This is a genomic window from Delftia sp. WSY_7 (genome assembly GCF_043104845.1).
GTDB classification, from domain to species: domain Bacteria; phylum Pseudomonadota; class Gammaproteobacteria; order Burkholderiales; family Burkholderiaceae_C; genus Comamonas; species Comamonas tsuruhatensis.
In genome coordinates this window covers 252,587-273,331 of the sequence record NZ_JBICLB010000040.1, presented here as the reverse complement: position 1 = coordinate 273,331, position 20,745 = coordinate 252,587, and the positions used below count along the sequence as shown (strand labels likewise).

Genomic DNA, 20,745 nt, shown 5'->3' with positions numbered 1-20,745 from the left:
GCCCCACCCTTTATTAAGAACAATTCGCGTCTGGCCTATCATCGCGCTTTGCCAACAAAGAGAGGCCTGTCTTCATGTCGAAATCCCTGAAAGCCCTGTTTGCCGCTTGCGCCCTGGTGGCTGCCGGCACAGCCATTGCCGACTCCCAGGTCGTCAACCTCTACTCCGCGCGCCACTACTCCACGGACGAGGAGCTGTACAACGGCTTCACCAAGGCCACCGGCATCAAGATCAACCGCGTGGACGGCGACGACGCCGGCATCATTGCGCGCCTGAAGGCCGAGGGCCAGGCCTCGCCGGCCGACGTGATCCTGCTGGTCGATGCCGCGCGCCTGTACCGCGGCGAGGTGGATGGCCTGTTCCAGCCCATCCACTCCAAGCTGCTGGAAGACGCCATTCCCTCCAACCTGCGCGCCCAACCCACGGCCGATGGCATCAGCTGGTTCGGCCTGTCCACACGCGCCCGCGTCATCGTCTACAACAAGGCCAAGGTCCAGCCTGCCGACGTGCAGAACTACGAATCGCTGGCCGACCCCAAGTTCAAGGGCCAGCTGTGCATCCGCTCGGGCTCGCATCCCTACAACCTGAGCCTGTTCGGCACCGTGGTCGAACACATGGGCGAGCAAAAGGCAGAGGGCTGGATCCAGGGCATGAAGGCCAACCTGGCCCGCCCGCCCAAGGGTGGCGACACCGACCAGATCAAGGCCGTGGCCTCGGGCGAATGCACCATCGGCGTGACCAACAGCTACTACCTGGCGCGCATGATGCGCTCGGGCAAGCCCGAGGACCAGGCCGTGGTCGGCAAGATCGGCGTGGTCTTCCCCAACCAGTCCAGCTGGGGCACGCACCTGAACATCGCGGGCGGCGCCGTGGCACGCCATGCCAAGAACAAGGACAACGCCGTCAAGTTCCTGGAGTACCTGGCCAGCCCCGCCGCCCAGAACTACTTTGCCAACGGCAACAACGAGTGGCCAGCAGCCAAGGGCGTGGAACTGGACAACCCTGCCCTCAAGGAAATGACCGGCGGCAAGCCCTTCAAGAGCGAGACCATCCCGATCACGGCCGTGGGCAAGAACATGACCAAGGTCCAGCAAATGCTGGACCGTGCCGGGTTCCAGTAACCCCCATCGCGCCCATCACCAGCCCGGCACTGCCGGGCTTTTTCTTGGGCGCGACATGGCTGCGGCCGGGGCTGCATGCATAATTTGGGAGTTACGTTTACGTCAACGTCAGATAACCAAGGAGACATTCCATGCAGATCAAGGACCGGGTATTCATCGTCACGGGCGGCGCCTCCGGGCTGGGCGAAGGCACGGCGCGCATGCTGGCGGCCGAGGGCGGCAAGGTGGTGATCGCCGACATGCAGGCGGACAAGGGCGAGGCCGTGGCGCGCGAGATCGGTGGCGTCTTCGTCAAATGCGACGTGAGCCAGGAGGCCGATGGCCAGGCTGTGGTGGACAAGGCCGTGAGCCTGGGCAAGCTGGCAGGCCTGGTCAACTGCGCAGGCATTGCGCCCGCCGAGAAGACCGTGGGCAAGAACGGCGCGCACAACCTGGCGCTGTTTTCCAAGACCATCACGGTCAACCTGATCGGCAGCTTCAACATGATCCGCCTGGCCGCCGCCGCCATGTCGGCCAACGAGCCCGAGAGCACGGGCGAGCGCGGCGTGCTGATCTCCACGGCCAGCGTGGCAGCCTACGACGGCCAGATCGGCCAGGCGGCCTATGCGGCGTCCAAGGGCGGCGTGGTCGGCATGACGCTGCCCATTGCGCGCGACCTGGCACGCAACGGCATCCGCAACATGACGATTGCCCCCGGCATCTTCGGCACGCCCATGCTGTTCGGCATGCCGCAGGAAGTGCAGGATGCGCTGGCCGCCGGCGTGCCCTTCCCCAGCCGCCTGGGCACGCCCCAGGACTATGCCAAGCTGGTGCGCCACATCCTGGACAACGACATGCTCAATGGCGAGGTGATCCGGCTGGACGGGGCCATTCGTCTGGCGCCGAAGTAAGCACCCCCTGAGCGGCTGCGCCGCTTCCCCCTCTCTTTCTCGCTTCGCGAGGGAGGGGGACGACACCCTCGCGGCGGGGCGGCGCGGCCGGCATAGGCCCTTGCTCGGTGTCCCTCGCGTTGGGCCGCGCCGTTTTTGGAGATACGCGCGTTGTCAGGCCGTGGTGCGTGCAGGCGCTCTGGCCATCATCTCCAGCCCCTTGCGCAATGCAGGGAACAGGCTGTGCTGGAAGTTGTTCCAGCGCAGCTCAAGAATCGTGTCTTGGGGATCGATGTCGGTGCCCAGCACGTCGGCGATGACTTCGCCGGAGTCGATGCCGTTGTCCACGTAGTGAAAGGATGCGCCGGTCTTGAACAGGGGCGGGACCGGGCGCTGTTCCATGGTCTTCCAGTCCACGATCTTGTAGCCTTGTGCGCCATGCAGCGCGTCCAGCGTGGCGCAGGCGCCCCGGCGTTCATAGGGTGACTCCAGGCGCGTGATGCCGGGGTGGATGTTGGCGATCCTGCGGTGGAACAGGGCACCGGGCCGCACGAGCCGGTCCAGGATGACGAGCAGGCCATCCAGCACCACCCGCTCGGCACCCAGCTGTACCAGCCTGTCCTGCAACTGCGCCTCGAACATCTGCTTGCCCACGGCGCGCTGCGGATCGTTCAGCGGCAGGCGCCGGTAGGAAGACGGCACGGCCATGAGCAGGTCATTGACCCTGCGCCCCTGGATGCGCAGGTCCGGCGGATAGAACCAGCGGCCGCCAGGCTGGTAGCTGAAGCCGTAGTCGCCGATTTTTTCGCGGTCGCGCGGCGAGGCCTCGTCGTCGTCGTGGATCACCGCCTCCAGGCTGTAGATATCGCCCAGCGGGCTGGTGTCCAACAGCTCGCCCAGGTATTCGAGCGGCGACTTCATGTAGCGCGTTGCGCCCTTGTAGGCGATGTGCTGGCCGGCCTGGTCGGCGGCGGCGTTTCTCAGGGACCAGATGTAGACGAGTTTTGTCTTTGCCATGTTCGTGGATTCAGCAGGAATTCAGATGTCGGCCAGCACGCCTTGACTGGCGGGACTGGCCGATGCAGCCGCCACCGGCTGCGCCCCGTCTTGCGGCAGGACCATGCGGCCGGCCTCCATGCGCACGATGCGGTCGGCCAGGTGGAAGTAGCGATCGTCATGGGAGATGACCACCAGCAGGTGGCCCCTGGCGCGCAGCTCGGGCAGCAGCTCGGTGTAGAACAGGTGGCGGAAGCTCGGATCCTGGTCGGCCGCCCATTCGTCGAAGACCAGCACGGGCCGGCCCTCCAGATAGGCGTGGACCAGGGCCAGCCGTTTTCGCTGCCCGGTGGACAGGTCGATGGTGCTGAAGCTGCCGTTGCGCACGCTGACCTTGTGGGCGATCTCCAGCCGCTGCAGGTAGGGCAGCGCGGCCTCGGGCAGCGCGGCGGCCTGGCCTTCCTCGCCACCGGCCACCAGGTCCTCGAACAGGTAGAAGTCCGAGAACACCGTGGTGAACAGCTGGCGGTAGTCATCGCGCGTCTGTGCCGTGACGGGCTGGCCGTCATGCAGGATCTCGCCCTGCTGGGGCGCATACAGGCCCAGCAGCAGCTTGATCAGCGTGGTCTTGCCCGAGCCGTTGTCGCCCACCACAAAGACCAGTTCGCCCTTGTCCAGCTTCAGGTCGATGGGACCGATCTCGAAGGCCTTGCCGCCTTCGGGCGCATCGAAGGCATAGCGCACGCCCCGCAGCTCCAGGCCGTGGTCCAGGCGGACCTCGTCGGGCGGACTGTCCAGGTGCAGGTGCGGCTCGGGGCTGGCAAAGCGCGCCGACAGGTCGGCAATGCGCTGCAGCGCCACCTTGGCACGGCCCAGGTTGGGCAGCGCGCCCGCGATCTGGTCCATGGGGCCCTTGAGGAACAGCAGCACCAGCACGAAGCCGCTGAGCACCACGGGCTCGGTGGTGCGCAGCGCGGCCCAGCCCAGGATGAGGGCGATCAACAGAAAGAACAGCGCCGAGCCGAAGGCCGAGGCCAGCACATAGGTGTTGATGGCGCGGCTGTTGATGCGGCGGATGGCATCCACCGTGCCGCCGATCTGCCCGTCGAAGATGCGGCCCCGGCGCGCGCGGTGCATGCGCAGCTCCTTGGCGCCTTCGCTGATGGCGCGGTAGGCCTTGTGCAGCACTTCCTCGTGATCGCGCGCCTTCCAGAACCCCGCCACGCCGCGTGACTGCGCCAGCGCCTGCAGGCTCACGCCCAGCACCAGCGCCACCACCAGCATGGCAAACAGCGGCGGCGACAGCAGGGCCAGATAGGCCAGGCAGCCCAGCGCAATGGCCAGGGCGATCACGTTGGAGGCCAGCACGAAGGCCACGTCGCTGATCATGTCCACATCCTGCGTGAGCACGGGCATGAGGCGGTGCGTGCGGTAGCGCTCCAGCGCGTCGATGGGCGCGGCCAGGATCTTGCTGGCCAGCTCCTTGCGCAGCCGGGCCACCAGGCGCTGCCCCACGAAATTGCCCGACGTGTCGGACGCGGCCCGGCACACCAGCACGGTGGCGCACAGGGCGATGAAGGTCAGCAGCAGCCCGCCGGCCAATCCGCCTGGGCGGTTGAGCACCTGGTTGATGGTCGCCAGCAGCGCCACCGTGGCCCCACCCGCGCAAATGCCCGTGACCACGGACAGCGCCATCCACGGCAGGAAGGGCCTGAGCAGGCGCAGTACCTCGGAGGGCGGTCGGCTGGCGTTTTCCATAAGGGATTCCTCTGGCGCCCATGGGCGCATGACCTTGCAATGCCGGCGAGGCCCGGCGTTTCCTGGAGCGCGGCGCACGGCGAGCGCTCCCTACTCCCTGCAAGACGTGCGTGCGCCAAAAATGTTCACCGCCCAGGCGATGAACAAATTCCGCCGCCCAGCGTCATCACGGGGAAGGGGCAGCGCGGGCGCCATGCCCTGCACCGGCCCGCCCTGCCTTGTCTGCCGCACACCCGAAGGACGCCATGGCTCTCCACCCCGACCTGCAAGCATTTCTCAAACTCGCCAACGCCCAGGCATCCAGCCGCCCGCGCATGAGCCAGATGACGGCAGCGCAGGCGCGCACCGCCTACGACAACGCCACGCTGGCGCTGGACCTGCCGGGCGACGATCTGCCCACCGAGGACCTGGAGCTGCCCACGCGCGACGGCGCGCGTATCCGTGCCCGGCTCTACCGCGCAGCCCCTGGACACACAGCCGCGCCCTGCCTGCTGTTCCTTCACGGCGGCGGCTATGTGCTGGGCGGCCTCGAATCCCATGACAGCCTGTGCTGCAGCCTGGCGCTGGGCACGCCCTGCAATGTGCTGGCCATCGACTACCGGCTGGCGCCAGAGCACCGCTTTCCCACCGCCTTCCTCGACGCTCAGGACGCCCTGGCCTGGCTGCTGGAGCACGGCGGCCGCCATGGCCTGGACGCGCGGCGCCTGGCCATTGGCGGCGACAGCGTCGGGGGCACGCTGGCCACGGCCCTGTGCATCGCCGCGCGCGACGCGGGCATGCCCCAGCCCTTGCTGCAGTTGCTGCTCTACCCCTGCACGGCAGCGCAGCAGGACAGTGACTCGCATGCGCGCCTGGCCACCGGCCATCTGCTGGAAGGTGACACCCTGGCCTGGATGTTCGGCCAATACCTGCGCAGCGATGCGGACCGGCAGGACTGGCGCTTTGCCCCGCTGCAGGCATCCGACCTGGGCCGGCTGGCCCCCACGCTGATGGTGCTGGCCGAGTACGACCCGCTGATCGACGAAGGAAAGCGCTATGCCGAGCGGCTGCAGGCCGCCGGCGTGGCCGTGGACCTGCAGATCTACGCCGGCATGGTCCATGACTTTGCGCGGCTGGGCGCCCTCACCGAAGAGACCGAGGTGCTGCGCGACCGGCTCTGCAAGGCACTGGCCCATGCCTTCCAGGCGGCCCGGATCCCGGCCCTGGCATGAACGGCCCTGGCATGAACATTTGCCGCGCCTGCGCGTCATCCCGGTCATGAGGCTGCCTTGTGTCCCTTGTGTCCCTTGTGCCCCTTGCGCCCCTTGTGCCCTTGCCCGAGCCCCGACCCGTGTCCTGCACGCGGGGCACTCCATCTGAAAGAGTCCACGTGCGTCCAGTCGAAGCCACCGCTACACCGTCACCGGACGCCTCCGGCGCCAGCTACCTCGCCCATGCAGGCGCCGAGACGATCAGCGTCTTCGGCGACGGACAGCGGCTGCGCCTGGAGCGTTCGGGGTCCGTGGATGCCGGCAGGCCCGGCAAGCACAGTCTCTGGAACCTGTCACCCGCGGCCGCGCCAGGCCTGCTGCGGCTGCAATGGATGGGGCCCTGCTCGGGCATGCCCGAAGCCGATGAACTGCTGGCCGCGCTGCAGGCCGGTTTCGGCCTGCACCCGGATGCCCGGGAAATCGAGCTGTCCCTGCCCCGCCTGCCACCGGGCCTGCGCGACAGCATCGCCACGGTGCAGCCGGGCCAGGCTGCGCGCGTGGCAAGAGACGTGCTCTGGCAGCAGCCCCTGTGGCTGCCCCGCCCGCGCCCACCCTATGCGCTGCACTACACGATCAGCGAAGGCCGGCGCCACCCCGTGCGCCTGCACAAGCCGCGCGGCGAGGTCTACCGCCGCTTCATCCCCTGGCTGGGCCGCACGCTGAGCTTTCGCACCGTGGAGCCCGAGGCCGACCTGCCCCTCATCCACCGCTGGATGAACGACCCGGTCGTCGCGCATTTCTGGGAGGAAAGCGGCGACCTTGCCCACCATCGCGCCTATCTGCAACGCATGGCCGGCGACCCGCATGCGCTCGGCCTCATCGGCTGCTTCGACGGCGAGCCCTTCGGCTACTTCGAGGCCTACTGGGCCAAGGAAGACCGCATCGCCCCCTTCTATGACGCGGGCGACCATGACCGGGGCTGGCATGCGCTGGTGGGGGAGGCACCGTTTCGCGGCAGACCCTACCTGACGGCCTGGCTGCCCTCGCTGTCGCACTACCTCTTTCTGGACGACTGCCGCACGCAGCGCATCGTCGTGGAGCCGCGCGCCGACAACCGCAAGATGCGCAAAAGCCTGCCGCGCTGCGGCTATGCGCTGGTCAAGGAATTCGACTTCCCGCACAAGCGCGCCGTGCTGGGAGTGCTGCTCAGGGAACGCTTTTTCGCAGACGCCTTGTGGATACCGCAGACCGACGCAGCCGCGCCGGACGCACTGGACGCATCGACCCAATGAAAGGACCTTCCATGCAAACCCACCCGCTGATCGGCATCGGCTTCGGCCCCTCCAACATTGCCCTGGCCATCGCCCTCAAGGAGCGCGAAACCACCGCGCGGGCCATGCACCCCGTCTTCATCGAAAAGCAGCCGCGCTTCGCCTGGCACAAGGACATGCTGCTGGAGCAGGCCCACATGCAGGTGTCCTTCCTCAAGGACCTGGCCACGCTGCGCAATCCCACCAGCCGCTTCACCTTCATCAACTACCTGCACGAGAAGGGCCGGCTGCAGGACTTCATCAACCTCAAGACCTTCTTTCCCAGCCGCCACGAGTTCAACGACTACCTGGCCTGGGCCGCCTCCAAGTTCGAGGACCGCTGCGTCTACGGGCAGGAAGTCATCGAGGTGCTGCCTGAAAAACGCGACGGCAAGGTGGAGCTGCTGCGCGTGTGCTCGCGCGATGCGGCCGGCAACGTGCATGAGCGCCTGGGCCAGAACCTGGTCATGAGCATCGGCGGCACGCCCAGCATTCCCGAGCAGTTCAAGCCCCTGCGCGGCGATGCGCGCGTCTTCCACTCCAGCGCCTACCTGCGCAGCATTGCCGAGCATGCCAGGCCGCTGCGCATCGCCGTCGTGGGCGCGGGCCAGAGCGCCGCCGAAATCTTCATGGACCTGCACGGCCGCTACGCCAAGGCCGAGATCGACCTGGTCATGCGCGCCCGCTCCATCCGCCCCTCGGACGACAGCCCCTTCGTCAACGAAATCTTCAACGCCGACTTCGTGGACCATGTCTACAGCCGCCCGCACGACGAGCGCGGCGCTCTGCTGCGCGAGTTCTGGCACACCAACTACGCCTGTCCCGACCTGGAGCTGATCGAGAGCATCTTCAAGGTGTTCTATGAACAGAAGGTCGTCGGCGACACGCGCCACCGCTTCCTGCGCCGCCACGAGGTGCAGGATGCGCGCGCTGCCAGCGACGGCATCCACCTGGGCCTGCGCGACCTCAACAGCGGCATCGACCATGCATCGCGCTACGACGTGGTGGTGCTGGCCACCGGCTATGCGCGCGAGCACCACAAGACCCTGCTGGACCCGCTGGCCCCCTACCTGGGCGACTTCTCCGTGAGCCGCGACTACCAGGTGCACACCACGCCGGACTTTCGCCCCGCCATCTTCCTGCAGGGCGCCTGCGAGGGCTCCCACGGCCTCAGCGACACCCTGCTGTCGGTCACCTCGGTGCGCACCGGCGAAATCGGCGACGCCCTGCTGGCAGCGCAAGCCCAAAAACCCGATGTTGCGCGCACAGAACAGCTGGCGCTGCAGGACTGAAAGATCGCACCGGGCATGATGGCGCACGAATCTCCCATGCCATAATTTGAATGCAAACCATTTGCATTTGAATTCGAATCACCTGCGCCGCTGAATCCCATACCCGCTGCTGCACCGCCCCGGCCCTGGCCGGGGTTGCGGCATCCGGTAGGCCCATCTCTGTACGGACCCAGGGGTTCCAACCCATCGCCCTTGCGGAAAGGCAGGTATCCGGATGCGTGACCTGATCCAGGAACTCGTGGCTCACTATGGCGATCTGCGCCGCCAGCTCACGCGCGATCTCCGGGATCCGCACTATGCGGCCGACATCGCGCAATCGAGCTTCGAGCGGGTCTATGTGCACGCCCTGGGCCTGCGCAGCGGCAAGAAGGCCGAGGCGCTGCCCGATGCCGACATCGAATCCCCGCGCGCCCTGCTGTTTCGCGTGGCACGCAACCTGTGCATAGACGATGCGCGCAAGCGCAAGACCTCCCAGGACTGGACGCGCCAGCAAATGGCGGTGCAGCACAGCGCACCCTCCAGCGAAACCCTGGCCGCCCAGCGCCAGATCCTGGACCGCGTCGTCCAGGCGCTGGAAAGCCTGCCGCCGCGCCGGCGCGAAGTCTTCATCCTCTTTCGCGCGCACGGCTACACGCGGGCAGAGATCTCCGAGCAGCTGCACATCACCGAAATGGCCGTCGCCAAGCACATGGTGCGCGCCACGCTGGACTGCTCGCGCGTGCTGGCCCAGCTGCGCTCCGAGCTGATCGAGGACCATGCGCTGGGCAGCGCCATGGATTTCGACAACAGTACACTGACCGACGACGCATCCTGACCCCCCCTTTCCATGGCAAGTGCACCTAGCGAGCGCATGGTCGAGCATGCGCTGACGCTGATCGTTCAAAGCGAAATCGCTCCCGACCCGGTGGCCCACCAGGCACGCCTGACCCTGGGCGCATGGCGCGAGAAATCAGCCCGTCACGATGCCGCCGCACGCGAGGCGCACCTGCGCTGGAACATGCTCGGCGGCCTGTCCGGCGGCCTGCGCGAGCAGTTCCAGGAAACCGCCCTGCTGGCCGACCGGGCCTCGCGCTCCACCCAGACCGTCCGGCGCCGCAAGCTGCTGCTGTCGATTGCAGGGCTGCTGGGCACCGGCGCGCTGGCGGGCCGGGGCGCCTACTGGTACTGGCAGCAGCCCCTGCACACCTCGGCCTATGCCACGCGAAACTCGCAGATGCTCAAGGTCACGCTGGCCGACGGCAAGGCGCCGCTGCAGGCCAGCCGCATCGAGCTGGCGCCCCAGAGCGCCATTGCCGTGACGCTCTACCGCCAGCGCCGCAGCGTATCCATGTCGCGCGGGGAAGCGCGATTCGAAGTGGCCTCGGACCCCGACCGCCCCTTCGAGGTCATCACGCGCGAGGCGCGCATCGAGGTCGTGGGTACGGTGTTCACCGTGCGCGACCGTGGCGGCACGGTCACGGTGGGCGTGGAGCATGGCCATGTCAGGGTCCGCGTGCTGGGCAGGGATGCGCAGGATCCGGCGACCGAGGCGGCGGCCACGCTGGACCTGCTGCCAGGCCAGGTGGTGGACATCCGCAATGGCCAGCCCGAGGCCGTGCGCCAGGCCGATGCCGCCACGCTGTCCGCCTGGCGCGAAGGCTGGCTGGTCTTCGAGAACACCCCGCTGGCCGAGGCCCTGGCCACCGTCAACGCCTACCGCACCCAGCCCATCGAAGCCGCCGATGCGCGCGTGGCCGCGCTGCGCCTGACGGGGCGCTTTCGCGCCAATGACTCGGCCGGCCTGCTGGCCGTGCTGCCCTCCATCCTGCCGCTGAGGGTGCGCGCGCAGGCCGATGGCAGCGTGCAGCTGCAGGCGCTCTGAACGGCGCCTTCGGTTCCCCGACAAAGAAAAGGCCACGGCCGGATCGCTCCAGCCGTGGCCCATGGCCCATGGCCCATGCCCGCTTACCAACGATAGGTGGCCGTGCCGATCACCTTGCGGGGCTCGCCGTAGAAGCAGCCGTAGGAGCAGCTGGCGATATAGGTCTTGTCGGTCAGGTTGGTGAGGTTCAGGGCGAAGCGCCAGGGTCCGGTGGTGTAGCTGACCATGGCATCCACCAGGGTGAACGCCGGCAGCGAGACGGGAACGCCATAGGCCAGGCCGCGTGTCTGGCCCAGGTACCTGGCGCCCATGCCCACCTTGAGGCCGGCAAGCCCGAAGTCGCCAAAGCTGTAGTCGCCCCACAGCGATATCTGGTTGTAGGGCACGCCGATGGAGCGCTTGCCCAGCTCGTCCGGCTGCAGGGGGCTTGCCTGCGTGGTGCGCGCATCCGTGTAGGCATAGGCGGCAATGATGTTCACATTGCGGCCGATGGAGCTTCGCGCCTCCAGCTCGAAGCCGCGGGAGCGGACTTCACCGGCCTGTATGTTGAACGCCCTGCTGGCGTCCTGGGGATCGGGCACGAGCAGGTTCTGGCGGGTGAGCTGGAAGACCGCTGCCGAAACCATGGCCCTGGAGCCGCTGGGCTGGTAGCGGACCCCGGCCTCGTACTGCTGTCCCGTCGTCGGCTTGAACCGCGATCCGAGGCGGTCCTGGCCCTGGGTGGGCTCGAAGGACTCGCTGTAGCTGAAGAAGGGGGCAAGGCCATTGGCGGCGAGATAGACCACGCCCACCCGGCCCGTGAAGGCCGAGCTTTTCTCATTGGCCGCGCTCACGTCCCCGGTGAAGAAGTTCGTCTCGTTGAAGCGGACCTTGTCATAGCGGCCGCCCAGCAGGACCACCCACTTGTCATCGATCTTGATCTGGTCCTGCGCATAGATGCCGAGGCGCTTGTAGTCGTTCTTCCAGGACGAGCGGTAGTAGGGGGAGACAGGCCCTACCGGCTTGCCATAGACCGGGTTGAAGACATCGAGGTCGGCGGCCTGCTGTTCATAGCGCTCGGTCTCGTGCTTTGGCAGGGCGTAGTCGAAGCCCACCAGCATGGTGTGCTTGACGCGGCCCTGGTCCAGCTGGTACTGCAGCGAGGTATCGGTCACGAAGGCCGACGAACGGTCCCAGCGCGGCTGGAAGTAGCGCTCCACCACCGAGCGCTGGTCGGCGGACAGGCCCCAGCCGTCCGTGCTGAAGTAGCTGCTCTTTGCGTTGTAGTAGCGCATGCTGTTCCTGAGCTTGAGTTTCTCGGAAAAGGCATGTTCGAAGAGATAGCCGATGGAGTAGCGGTCCAGATCGAATTTGTCCCGTCCCGCCTCTCCGATGAAGCGGTTGCGGGGAATCTGTCCATTGATGTTGGGCAGCAGCGTGCCGTAGGCGGGCAGTCCGTAGACGTAGGCGGTGCGGTCCTTCTGGACCTCGGCCAACAGTGTCAGCGAGGTGTTCGCATCGGGCTGCCATTTGAGCGACGGGGCGATATAGGTTCTGTCATCGGGCACATGGTCGATGAAGCTGTCGCTGTCGCGCTTGAGCGCCACCAGCCGGTAGGACCATTTGCCCTCGTCGTCCAGGGCGCCCGCAAAATCACCCGAGACCTGCCTGCGCCCGAAGCTTCCGGCGTCGATGTTCAATTCCCGGATTTTTTCCGTGGTGGGCCGCTTGCTCACGGTGTTGACCACGCCGCCCGGGGAGACCGAGCCAAAGATCACCGAAGAGGCGCCCTTGAGCAGCTCGATGCGCTCCAGGCCGTAGGGCTCCTGCCGTCCGTCGTAGATGTTGGCCGTGAACAGGCTGCCGTCCCGGTACATGCCCGTGGTGCGGAACCCGCGCAGGTACAGGCTGTCCGAGGTACGGTCCAGGCCCTCGGCGCGGGTGACGCCGGCGGCGTAGCCCAGCGCATCCTGCAGGCTTTGCGACTTCAGCGTCTCGATCTCCTGGGCACCGATGACCGTGATGGACTGCGGTGTCTCCAGGATGGGCGTATCGGTCTTCGTGCCCGTTGAGCTGCGCCGGGCGACATAGCCCTGCACGGGGCCGGCTGCGGTTTCGCTGTCCGTGACGTTGATGGTCGGCAAGGTCGCGCCGGAGACCGCGGGACGGCGGATGGCGAAGCCTCCGTTGTTCGTCCTGATGGCTTCCAGGGACGTGCCGGCCAGCAGCTCCCGCAAGGCCTGCTCCGATGTCAGGCGGCCGTTGACGGCGCGGGAACTGAGCCCGGCAACCAGGTCGCCTGCGGCAAACATCTGGGTTCCCGTCTGGCGGGACAGCTCGTTGATGGCCGAAGCCAGGGCCTGGGACGGTACATGGATATCGAACACTTGGGCAGCCTCCTGCCCTGTGGCCTGGGCCACCGCCCCGGTGCTCCAGAACGAGACGGAACCAAAGGCCGTGGCAAGGGCCAGGCTCAGCAGATGTTGACGGGGCAAGGAACGCATGGCTGAAGAATTTCCAAAGGCATTGAATGAGACTGGTTACCAACCGGACACGGACCTCCGCCCGGGTTGTTGTGCATTCCAAAGACGTTCTGCGCGCAAAAATGGAGACAAGGTGTAACCCGGTTTTCACGAAAAAGACCCGGGACGGGGCGGGCCGGGAGGCACCCCGGCCGCCGTTGCCCCTCAGTCCAGCGCGTACTCCAGCGCCAAGGCGTCGAGGATTTCGGCCGTCAGCCCCTCGTTCCTCATGATGGCGTAGTGGTCGGCGCGGATCACCGCGCCCTCTGCCCTTTCGGCCCTTTCGACCCCCTCGGCCCCCTCCTGGCGCAGCTGGTGCGCGAGCCGCAGCCGGTGCCCGGCCGCGGTTTCATCGCTCCACCAAAGGCTTGCCGCCGCTTGCACGGGCGCCAGGGCCTGCGCCTGCAGCGCCAGGTGCTTCAGGTGCAGGGTGGTCAGAAAGGCCTGGGCCAGGTCGGCGCCGTCCATGCAGGCATGGCCGCTCGGTCCCCCCGGTCCCTGCCTTGCAGCTTCGCGGCCCAGCGCGGCAGCCAGCAGATCGGCGCGGGGCGGCACCGATGCATCGATGTCCGCAAGGTCCTCGATGCGCGCCAAGGGCAGCATCTGCGAGACGAAGAGCCGGAAGTCATCCCACCACGACGCGGACCCGGCCGCATCGCCAGCAGGCACGAACGGGTCCACCAGTCCCAGGAAACCCACCGTCTGCCCTTGGCCTTCGAGCCGGGCCGCGATCAGGGCCGCCAGGCTGCCGCCCAGGGACCAGCCGAGCAGGTGGTAGGGGCCGGCGGGCTGTACCTGCCTCACCATCGCGCAGTAGTCGTCGGCCATCTGCTCCAGCGAGCGGTCGCGGTAGCCGGGATCGCCCAGGCTGCGGCAGGGTATGGCGTGGACGGTGCGCCGGTCCTGCAAGGCCCGTGCCAGCGGCTGGTAGTCAAACACCGTGCCGAACCCGGCATGCACGCAGAACAGCGGTGGTGCAGCCTCGCACACGGCGTTGAGCGCCACGACTCCTCCAGCTCCCCCAGCTCCACCGGCGCCGGCTGAGCGAAGCTCCAGCAGGCCGGCAATGGTCGGCCGCTGCAGCAGGTCGCGCAGCTTGAAGTCCAGCTGCGGATCGCCCAGCTTGCGCACCTTGGCGTGCATCCTGAGGCTGAGCAGGGAGTCCCCGCCCAGTTCGAAGAAGTTGTCGGTCTCGCCCACGCGTTCCACGCCAAGCACCTCCTGCCAGATGCGGGCCAGCGCCATGGCCGACGCTGTGGACGGTGGCACGTGAACCCGCCCGGCATCTGCCTGCGGCAGCGGCAGCGCACCACGGTCAAGCTTGCCGCTGACCAGTCTTGGCAAGGCGGGCAGGACCAGCGTATGGGCCGGCAGCATGTAGTCGGGCAGGTGCTCGCCTGTCTGCTGGCGGATGCGCTGGACCAGGGTCTGCGCGGCGGTGCCCTCCTCCCCCACCACATAGGCCACCAGCTGCTTGCCTGTACCGGCATCCTGGACCAGCACGGCGGCATCGACCACGCCGGGCACGGCCCGGACGGCCTTCTCGACCTCGCCCAGCTCGATGCGGAAGCCCCGGATCTTGACCTGGTGGTCGGCCCGGCCGATGTACTCGATGTTGCCGTCCGGCATCTCGCGCACCAGGTCCCCCGTGCGGTACAGGCGGCCGCCACCGTCGTCGAAGGGGTCGGCGACGAAGCGCTCGGCCGTCAGGCCGTGGCGCGACAGATAGCCGCGCGCCAGGCCGTAGCCGCCGATGTACAGCTCGCCCACGACGCCGTGCGGCACCCGGTGCAGGTCGGCATCCAGGATGTGCACCGTGCGCTCGCCCACCGGCCGGCCAATGGGGGCGTAGGCGCAGTCGAAGGTCTCGCTGGCCTCGGCCTTCCAGATCAGCGGCGTCACCACCGTCTCGGTGGGGCCGTAGCCGTTGATGAGCAGGCGCGGGCGCAGGCTCTGGCGCACCTTGTCGTAGGCGGCCTTGGGCATGGCCTCGCCACCGAAGACATACAACTCCACCGGCGGCGGCTCCTGCGACTGCTCTGCGGCCCAGTCCGCGATCTGCGCCAGATAGGCCGGAGGGAACGCGGCATTGGAGATGCCATGGTGGCGCAGGGCCTCGCAGGCCTGCTCCGCCGTCCACATCTGCGGCTCGCGCAGCACCAGGCCGGCGCCGATGCTCAGCGCCGTCAGCCAGCGCTCGTGGGCGCCGTCGAAGGAGAAGGACATGAAATGCAGCTCGCGCGAGTTCGCCCGCATGCCGTAGATCCCGGCCGTGGCCGCGCAGTGCATGGACAGCGGCCCGTGCTCGACAACGACGCCCTTGGGCTGCCCGGTCGAGCCCGAGGTGTAGATCACATAGGCCAGGTCGCGCTCATGCACGGCATGGGCCGGCGCCGCGTTGCAGGCCTGGGTGAAGTCCACCTCCTCGGCCACCACCAGATGGGCCACGGCCGGCGTGCCCAGCTTGTGCAGCGCCGCCCTGTGGGCGATCAGGTGGGATGCACCGCTGTCTGCCAGCATGAACCTCTGGCGTTCGGCGGGCGACGCCGGGTCCAGGGGCAGGTAGGCCGCTCCCGCCTTGAGCACGGACAGCAGGCAGATCACCATTTCCAGCGAACGCTCCATGGCGATGCCGACGATGGCGCCGCGCCCCACGCCGGACTGCACCAGGCGGTTGGCGAAATGGTTGCTGCGCGCCTGCAGCTCGCCATGGCTGATGGTCTGCTCGCCCATGAGCAGCGCCACCGCACCCGGGTCCCGGCGCGCCTGCAGCGCCATGCCGGCATGCACGGGCAGGAACGGCGGGCGGCAGGCATCCGTGCCCGTGCCCGTGCCTGTGCCCGCCGGCCCATCGCGTCCGGGCTCGGGCAGCAAGGCGATGTCCCGCAGGCAGTGCACGCCCTCGCCCGCCATGGACGCCAGCACCTGCACCAGTTGCCGCAGCAGGGCCTGCACGGCGTCATCGCCGAAGCTGCTCCGCTGGTAGATCATCTTGAGCGACAGCACATCGCCCAGCCGCACCTCCAGGTCCATGGGATAGGAGGTCACGTCGATGGCATGCGTCACCGCAAACCGCAGATGCGGGTCGTCGTGCGCGGACAGCACCGCATCCATGGGGTAGTTCTCGAACACCAGGATGCTGTCGAACAGGCCGCGCTGGCCCTTGCCCGCCCAGCGCTGGATGTCCGAAAGCGACGTCTGCTCATGCTCGCGCGAGGCCAGGTTCTGAGCCTGCAGCGTGCGCAGCCAGGGGCCCAGCTCCAGCGCGCCGTCGCAGGCCACGACCACCGGCAAGGTGTTGATGAACAGCCCCTGCATTCTTTCCACGCCGGCCAGCTCGGGCGGGCGGCCTGCCACCGTGGCCCCGAAGGCCACCGTGGCCTGGCCCGTGTACCGCGCCAGCACCAGCGACCATGCGGCCTGCACCAGGGTGTTGGCCGTCACGCGCTCGCGCTGGGCAAACTCCACCAGCTGCTGCGTGGCACCGGCATCCAGCGCGGCGCCGGCCTCGTGGTGCCCCTGCCGGGCTGCAGGCAAGGCACCAGGCCGGACAGCAGGCCGGGCAAGCGCATCCACCAGCAAGGTGGGCTCGTGCAGCGGCTGCACCAGGCGCCTCCAGTAGGCCTCGCTGGCCCCGTGGTCCAGGCCTTGCAGCCATGCGATGTAGTCGCGGTAGCTGGTGTCCACGGGCTCCACGGCAATGCCCTTGTAGTCGCGCAGCACCTCGCCCAGCAGGCTCGATGAACTCCATCCGTCCGTGAGCAGGTGGTGGGCGGTCCAGATGCAGTGGTGGCTGCCATCGGACACGCGGACCAGGGCCAGCCGCATCAGCGGCGGCTTGCTGAGGTCGAAGGCCGCGAACTGCCCGGCGGCCAGGGCATCCAGGGCCCCCGCCACATCCTCGCTGTGCCGGCAGTCATGCTCGGTGATGTCCAGCAGGACCTGCCTGGCCACCCATTGCAGCGGCAGGGACGCATCGGCCAGGAAGCCGCTGCGCAGCACGGCATGGCGGTCCAGCACCGCCTGCCAGGCCTTTCGGAAGCGCGCGGCATCCAGGCCATGCGCGTCGATGCGCAGCTGGGTGACATAGGACAGCCCCGAGGGATCGGACAGGCTGTGGAACAGCATGCCCGACTGCATGGGAGACAGCGGATAGAGGTCCGCCAGATTGCCCGCAGGCAGGTCCAGGCCGTCCAGCTGCGCCTGCGTGACCCGGGCCAGCGGGAAGTCCGAGGGCGTCACCCCCTGCGCGCCGCTCAGGCAGTGGTCGATCAGCCCTTCCAGCTCCTGCCGGTAGCGCCCCATCCAGGCCTGCACATCGGCCGTGTCGTGGCGCGCCGTGCTGAAGGCGGCCGTCATCACCAGCTCGCCGTCGTACACGCGGCCATTGATGGTGAACTCGTGCGACAGCGGCGCCGAGGCGTCGGCCGGCATGCCGCTGCCCTCGGCAGCCGGCAGCCATTGGGCCGCGCTGTCAAAGCTTGCATCGAACTGCCCCAGGTAGTTGAAGACCAGGCTGGCCTGGGGCAAGGCCCGCATGGCCTGCCTTTGCTGCGCCGTGCCCAGGTACTTGAGCACGCCATGGCCCAGGCCGTGCAGCGGCACTTCGCGCAGGCTTTGCTTGACGCGCTTGAGCGCGTCGCCCGGGCCTGTGCCCGCATCGAGCGCCACCGGGAACACGCTGGTGAACCAGCCCACGGTGCGCGAGACGTCCACGCCGGCCGACAGCTCCTCGCGGCCATGGCCCTCCAGGTCCACGAGGATGCGCTGCTGCCCTCTCCACGCGCACAGGGCGCGCCCCAGGGCGGCCAGCAGGATGTCGTTGATCTGCGTCCTGTAGGCCGCTGGCACGCGGCTGATCAGGGCCTCGGTGCGCTCGCGGTCCAGCCGCAGCTCGACGCTGGACTGCCATGCCAGGGTGTTGGCCCCCCCGGGGCGGGCACAGGGCAGGACGGCCGGCACCTGGGCCAGCGCCTGCCAGAAGGCCAGCTCGCCGCCGCATTGCGCGGCATGGGCCTGCAGCGCCTGCGACCAGCGCTGGTAGCTGGCAGTCTTGTGGACCCTGGCGGGCTCCAGGCCCTGCAGCCGGCTGGCATAGGCCGAACGCAGGTCTTCGAGCAGGATGCGCCAGGAGACCCCATCGACGACCAGATGGTGGGCCACCAGCAGCAGGCGCCAGCTGCCGTCGCCCACCTCGATGCACAGCCCGCGCAGCAGCGGCCCGTGGACGATGTCCAGGCTGCGCTGCGCCTGTTCGCACAAGGCCTCGATCGCGCCGGCATCCCGTGCCTGGCGCACCCACAGCAGTGCCTGCAGGTCGGCCTCGGACGGGCTTGCGTAGGCCTGCTCCCAGGCGCCCTGCGCCGTGGGGCGAAAGCGCAGGCGCAGGCTGTCGTGCCGGGCCAGCAAATCGGCCAGGGCCTGGCGCAGCGGCGCAGGCTGCAGCGGCTGCGTGCTGCGCAGCAGCAGGGCCTGGTTCCAGTGGGATCGCTGCGGCACGTCCGTTTCGAAGAACTCCGCCTGAATGGGCAGCAGGGGAACGCTCCCCTGGACCGGGGTCTCCTGCTCCACGGCCTCGTCCTGCACGGGCTCGGCCACACGCGCCAGCTCGGCAATGCTTTGCCGCTCGAACAGCTGCCGTGGCGACAGCTTCCAGCCGAAGCGGCGCAGGCGCGAGACGATCTGCAGGCTCAGAATGGAATCACCCCCCAGCGCGAAGAAGTTGTCGCTGCGCCCCACCCGCTCCAGGCCCAGCACCTCGGCCCAGATACGGGCCAGCAGCGCCTCCAGTTCGCCCTCGGGCGCCTGGCTGGCGGCTGGCATGCCGAACGCGGGCAGGGCCTGCCGGTCCAGCTTGCCGTTGGCGTTCTGCGGCAACTGGTCCAGCACCATGATGGCGCCCGGCACCATGTAGTCGGGCAGTACCGTGGCCAGGCGCTCGCGCATCTCCTGCCCGTCCAGGGTCCGCCCGCTGCGGGCAGACACATAGGCCAGCAGCCGCGTGCCCGCCGGTCCCTCGCCGGCCACGACCACGGCCTCGCGCACATCGTCCAGCGCCAGCAGTTGCGCCTGCACCTCGCCCAGCTCGATGCGCAGGCCGCGGATCTTGACCTGGTGGTCCACCCGCCCCAGGTACTCCAGCTGGCCCTGCGCATTCCAGCGCACCAGGTCGCCCGTGCGATAGATTCTTGCGCCATCGCGGCCGAAGGGGTCGGCGACAAAGCGCTCCGCGCTGAGCCCTGCCCGGTTCAGGTAGCCGCGCGACAGCAGGGGCCCGCCTATGCACAGCTCGCCGGCCACGCCCAGGGGCACGGGGCGCATCCGGTCGTCCACCACCCACATGTGCCGGCCCGCCAGGGGCCGGCCTATGGGAAGGTCCTGTGACGGCAGCGCCTGCGGCGCCGCGCCGGCGCATTCCACCAGGCCCGTGCAGTCGAAGAGGGAGGCCGTGACGGTGGCCTCGGTCGGGCCGTAGGCATTGAGCAGCCTCACATGGCCCAGCCCGGCATCGCGCCAGGCCTGCAGGCCGGCGCCCGGCATGGCCTCGCCGCCCACATGCACCTGCCTGAGCCGCCCATACCCGCGCAGGCCCTGGCGCGCGAAATCCTGGACCAGCAGCAGCCAGTAGGCGGTGGTCAGATCGGCCACGCTGATCTGCCTGGCCATGAGTTCCCTGTAGAAGGTGGCGCTGTCCCAGAGTTCGGGCCCGCGCAGCACCATGGCCGCGCCGGCCACCAGCGGCGCGAACAGCTGCTCGATGCAGCCATCGAAATTCAGCGTGGCGAACTGCAGCACGCGGTCCTGCGGCGACAGCGCGGCAAAGCCGACGGCCAGCTGCGCCTGCTCGGCCAGGCAGCGGTGGGAGATGCCCACGCCCTTGGGCCGTCCGGTGGAGCCCGAGGTGTAGATCACATAGGCCAGGCATTCGCCATGCACGGCGGCGCCGGGGTTGTGGTCGGGCCCCGGCATCGCGCCGATGGCATCCAGGTCCAGCGCCTTCACGCGACCGGCCACCTCCAGCCCCAGGCGGGACTGCGTGAGCAGGCAGGCCATGCCGCTGTCCTCGACCATGTGGGCCAGGCGCTCGGCCGGATAGCCGGGGTCCAGGGGCACATAGGCCGCGCCCGACTTGAGCACGGCCAGCACGGCCACCACCATCTCCACCGAGCGTTCCACCGCAATGCCCACGCGCACCTCCGCGCCCACTCCCTCGGCGATCAGGCGGTGCGCAAGGCGGTTGGCACGCCGGTTGAGCTGCGCATAGCTGATGCATTCGTCGCCAAAGACCAGGGCCGTGGCCTGGGGCTGCTCGTCCGCCTGCTGCTCGAACAGCCTGTGCACCAGGGGCTGGGCGTCGCGGCTCTGCGGGTTGCATCCGGACTGCCCCGATTGCGCCCATTGCGTCAGCAGCGCCCATTCGTCCCGGTCCAGCAGCTCGATATCGCAGGCCGGCAGCGCAGGCGTTTCGGCCAGGGCCGCAACAATGCCTTCCACTGCGGCCAGCATGTAGGCGCACAGGCGCTGCGCGCCCACGGTCTTGCTGGCCTGCCCGACCAGGCGAAAGCCCTGACCCAGGTCATCGATGGACATGTCCACCGGGTAGTTGGTGCGCTCCTGTCCGCCCAGGGCCGTCATGCCCTCCCACGCGCCCGAGGCTGCGCCCGCTGCCTCCGTCTCCTGCGGCGCTGCGGTGTAGCGGTAGTTGAGCAGGGCCGAGAACAGCGGCGTTCCCCCCGCCACAGCGCTGCAGCGCTGTGCCAGCGACAGCGTGGCGTGCTCGTGGTGCATCAGCCCCGTCAGCCCCGCATGCGTCTCATGCAGGCAGTCCTGCACGCTGCGCCCGCCCA

11 protein-coding genes (1 of these 11 running past the window's edge) are annotated in these 20,745 nt (G+C 68.5%); 7 read left to right on the top strand and 4 right to left on the bottom strand.

Going from position 1 to position 20,745, the window contains the following annotated elements:
* Window positions 1–74: 74 nt before the first annotated feature.
* Window positions 75–1,121, top strand: a complete 1,047-nt coding sequence (locus tag ACF8ME_RS23060; RefSeq protein WP_016450487.1) for an extracellular solute-binding protein — start codon at window positions 75–77, stop codon at window positions 1,119–1,121.
* Between the two features lie 131 nt (window positions 1,122–1,252).
* Window positions 1,253–2,011: a 3-hydroxyacyl-CoA dehydrogenase gene (locus ACF8ME_RS23055; protein ID WP_034363673.1), complete on the top strand. Its 759-nt coding sequence runs from the start codon at window positions 1,253–1,255 to the stop codon at window positions 2,009–2,011.
* Window positions 2,012–2,164: 153 nt separating this feature from the next.
* Here the strand turns inward: ACF8ME_RS23055 and ACF8ME_RS23050 are convergent, their stop codons facing one another.
* Entirely contained in the window at window positions 2,165–3,007 is an 843-nt protein-coding gene (locus ACF8ME_RS23050) for a N(5)-hydroxyornithine transformylase PvdF (RefSeq protein WP_392418326.1), read from the bottom strand.
* A gap of 21 nt (window positions 3,008–3,028) precedes the next feature.
* Window positions 3,029–4,744: a cyclic peptide export ABC transporter gene (locus ACF8ME_RS23045; protein ID WP_392418325.1), complete on the bottom strand. Its 1,716-nt coding sequence runs from the start codon at window positions 4,742–4,744 to the stop codon at window positions 3,029–3,031.
* A gap of 245 nt (window positions 4,745–4,989) precedes the next feature.
* On the opposite strand from ACF8ME_RS23045, the gene ACF8ME_RS23040 reads away from it, so the two are divergent.
* The 5 genes from ACF8ME_RS23040 (at window position 4,990) to ACF8ME_RS23020 (ending at window position 10,397) form a co-directional block, all read left to right on the top strand.
* The gene (locus ACF8ME_RS23040; protein WP_392418324.1) at window positions 4,990–5,955 is read left to right on the top strand and encodes an alpha/beta hydrolase; all 966 of its coding nucleotides are present in this window, start codon (window positions 4,990–4,992) and stop codon (window positions 5,953–5,955) included.
* 158 nt (window positions 5,956–6,113) lie between these two features.
* Window positions 6,114–7,226, top strand: a complete 1,113-nt coding sequence (locus tag ACF8ME_RS23035) for a GNAT family N-acetyltransferase (RefSeq protein WP_392418322.1) — start codon at window positions 6,114–6,116, stop codon at window positions 7,224–7,226.
* A gap of 11 nt (window positions 7,227–7,237) precedes the next feature.
* Window positions 7,238–8,536 carry a lysine N(6)-hydroxylase/L-ornithine N(5)-oxygenase family protein gene (locus ACF8ME_RS23030; protein WP_392418321.1) on the top strand — a complete coding sequence of 433 codons (1,299 nt, stop codon included), beginning with the start codon at window positions 7,238–7,240 and terminating at the stop codon, window positions 8,534–8,536.
* A gap of 214 nt (window positions 8,537–8,750) precedes the next feature.
* Window positions 8,751–9,350, top strand: a complete 600-nt coding sequence (locus tag ACF8ME_RS23025) for an RNA polymerase sigma factor (RefSeq protein ID WP_046238052.1) — start codon at window positions 8,751–8,753, stop codon at window positions 9,348–9,350.
* 12 nt (window positions 9,351–9,362) lie between these two features.
* A complete protein-coding gene (locus ACF8ME_RS23020; protein ID WP_279494880.1) occupies window positions 9,363–10,397 on the top strand; it encodes a FecR family protein in 1,035 nt (344 codons plus the stop codon).
* An 83-nt stretch (window positions 10,398–10,480) separates the two neighbouring features.
* Here the strand turns inward: ACF8ME_RS23020 and ACF8ME_RS23015 are convergent, their stop codons facing one another.
* Entirely contained in the window at window positions 10,481–12,880 is a 2,400-nt protein-coding gene (locus tag ACF8ME_RS23015; RefSeq protein WP_392418319.1) for a TonB-dependent siderophore receptor, read from the bottom strand.
* 183 nt (window positions 12,881–13,063) lie between these two features.
* A protein-coding gene (locus ACF8ME_RS23010; protein ID WP_392418317.1) for a non-ribosomal peptide synthase/polyketide synthase crosses the window boundary here: on the bottom strand, window positions 13,064–20,745 show its 3' portion. Its footprint extends 10,885 nt past the window's final position; the window shows 7,682 of its 18,567 coding nt (coding positions 10,886–18,567); its start codon lies off the right edge, out of view; its stop codon occupies window positions 13,064–13,066.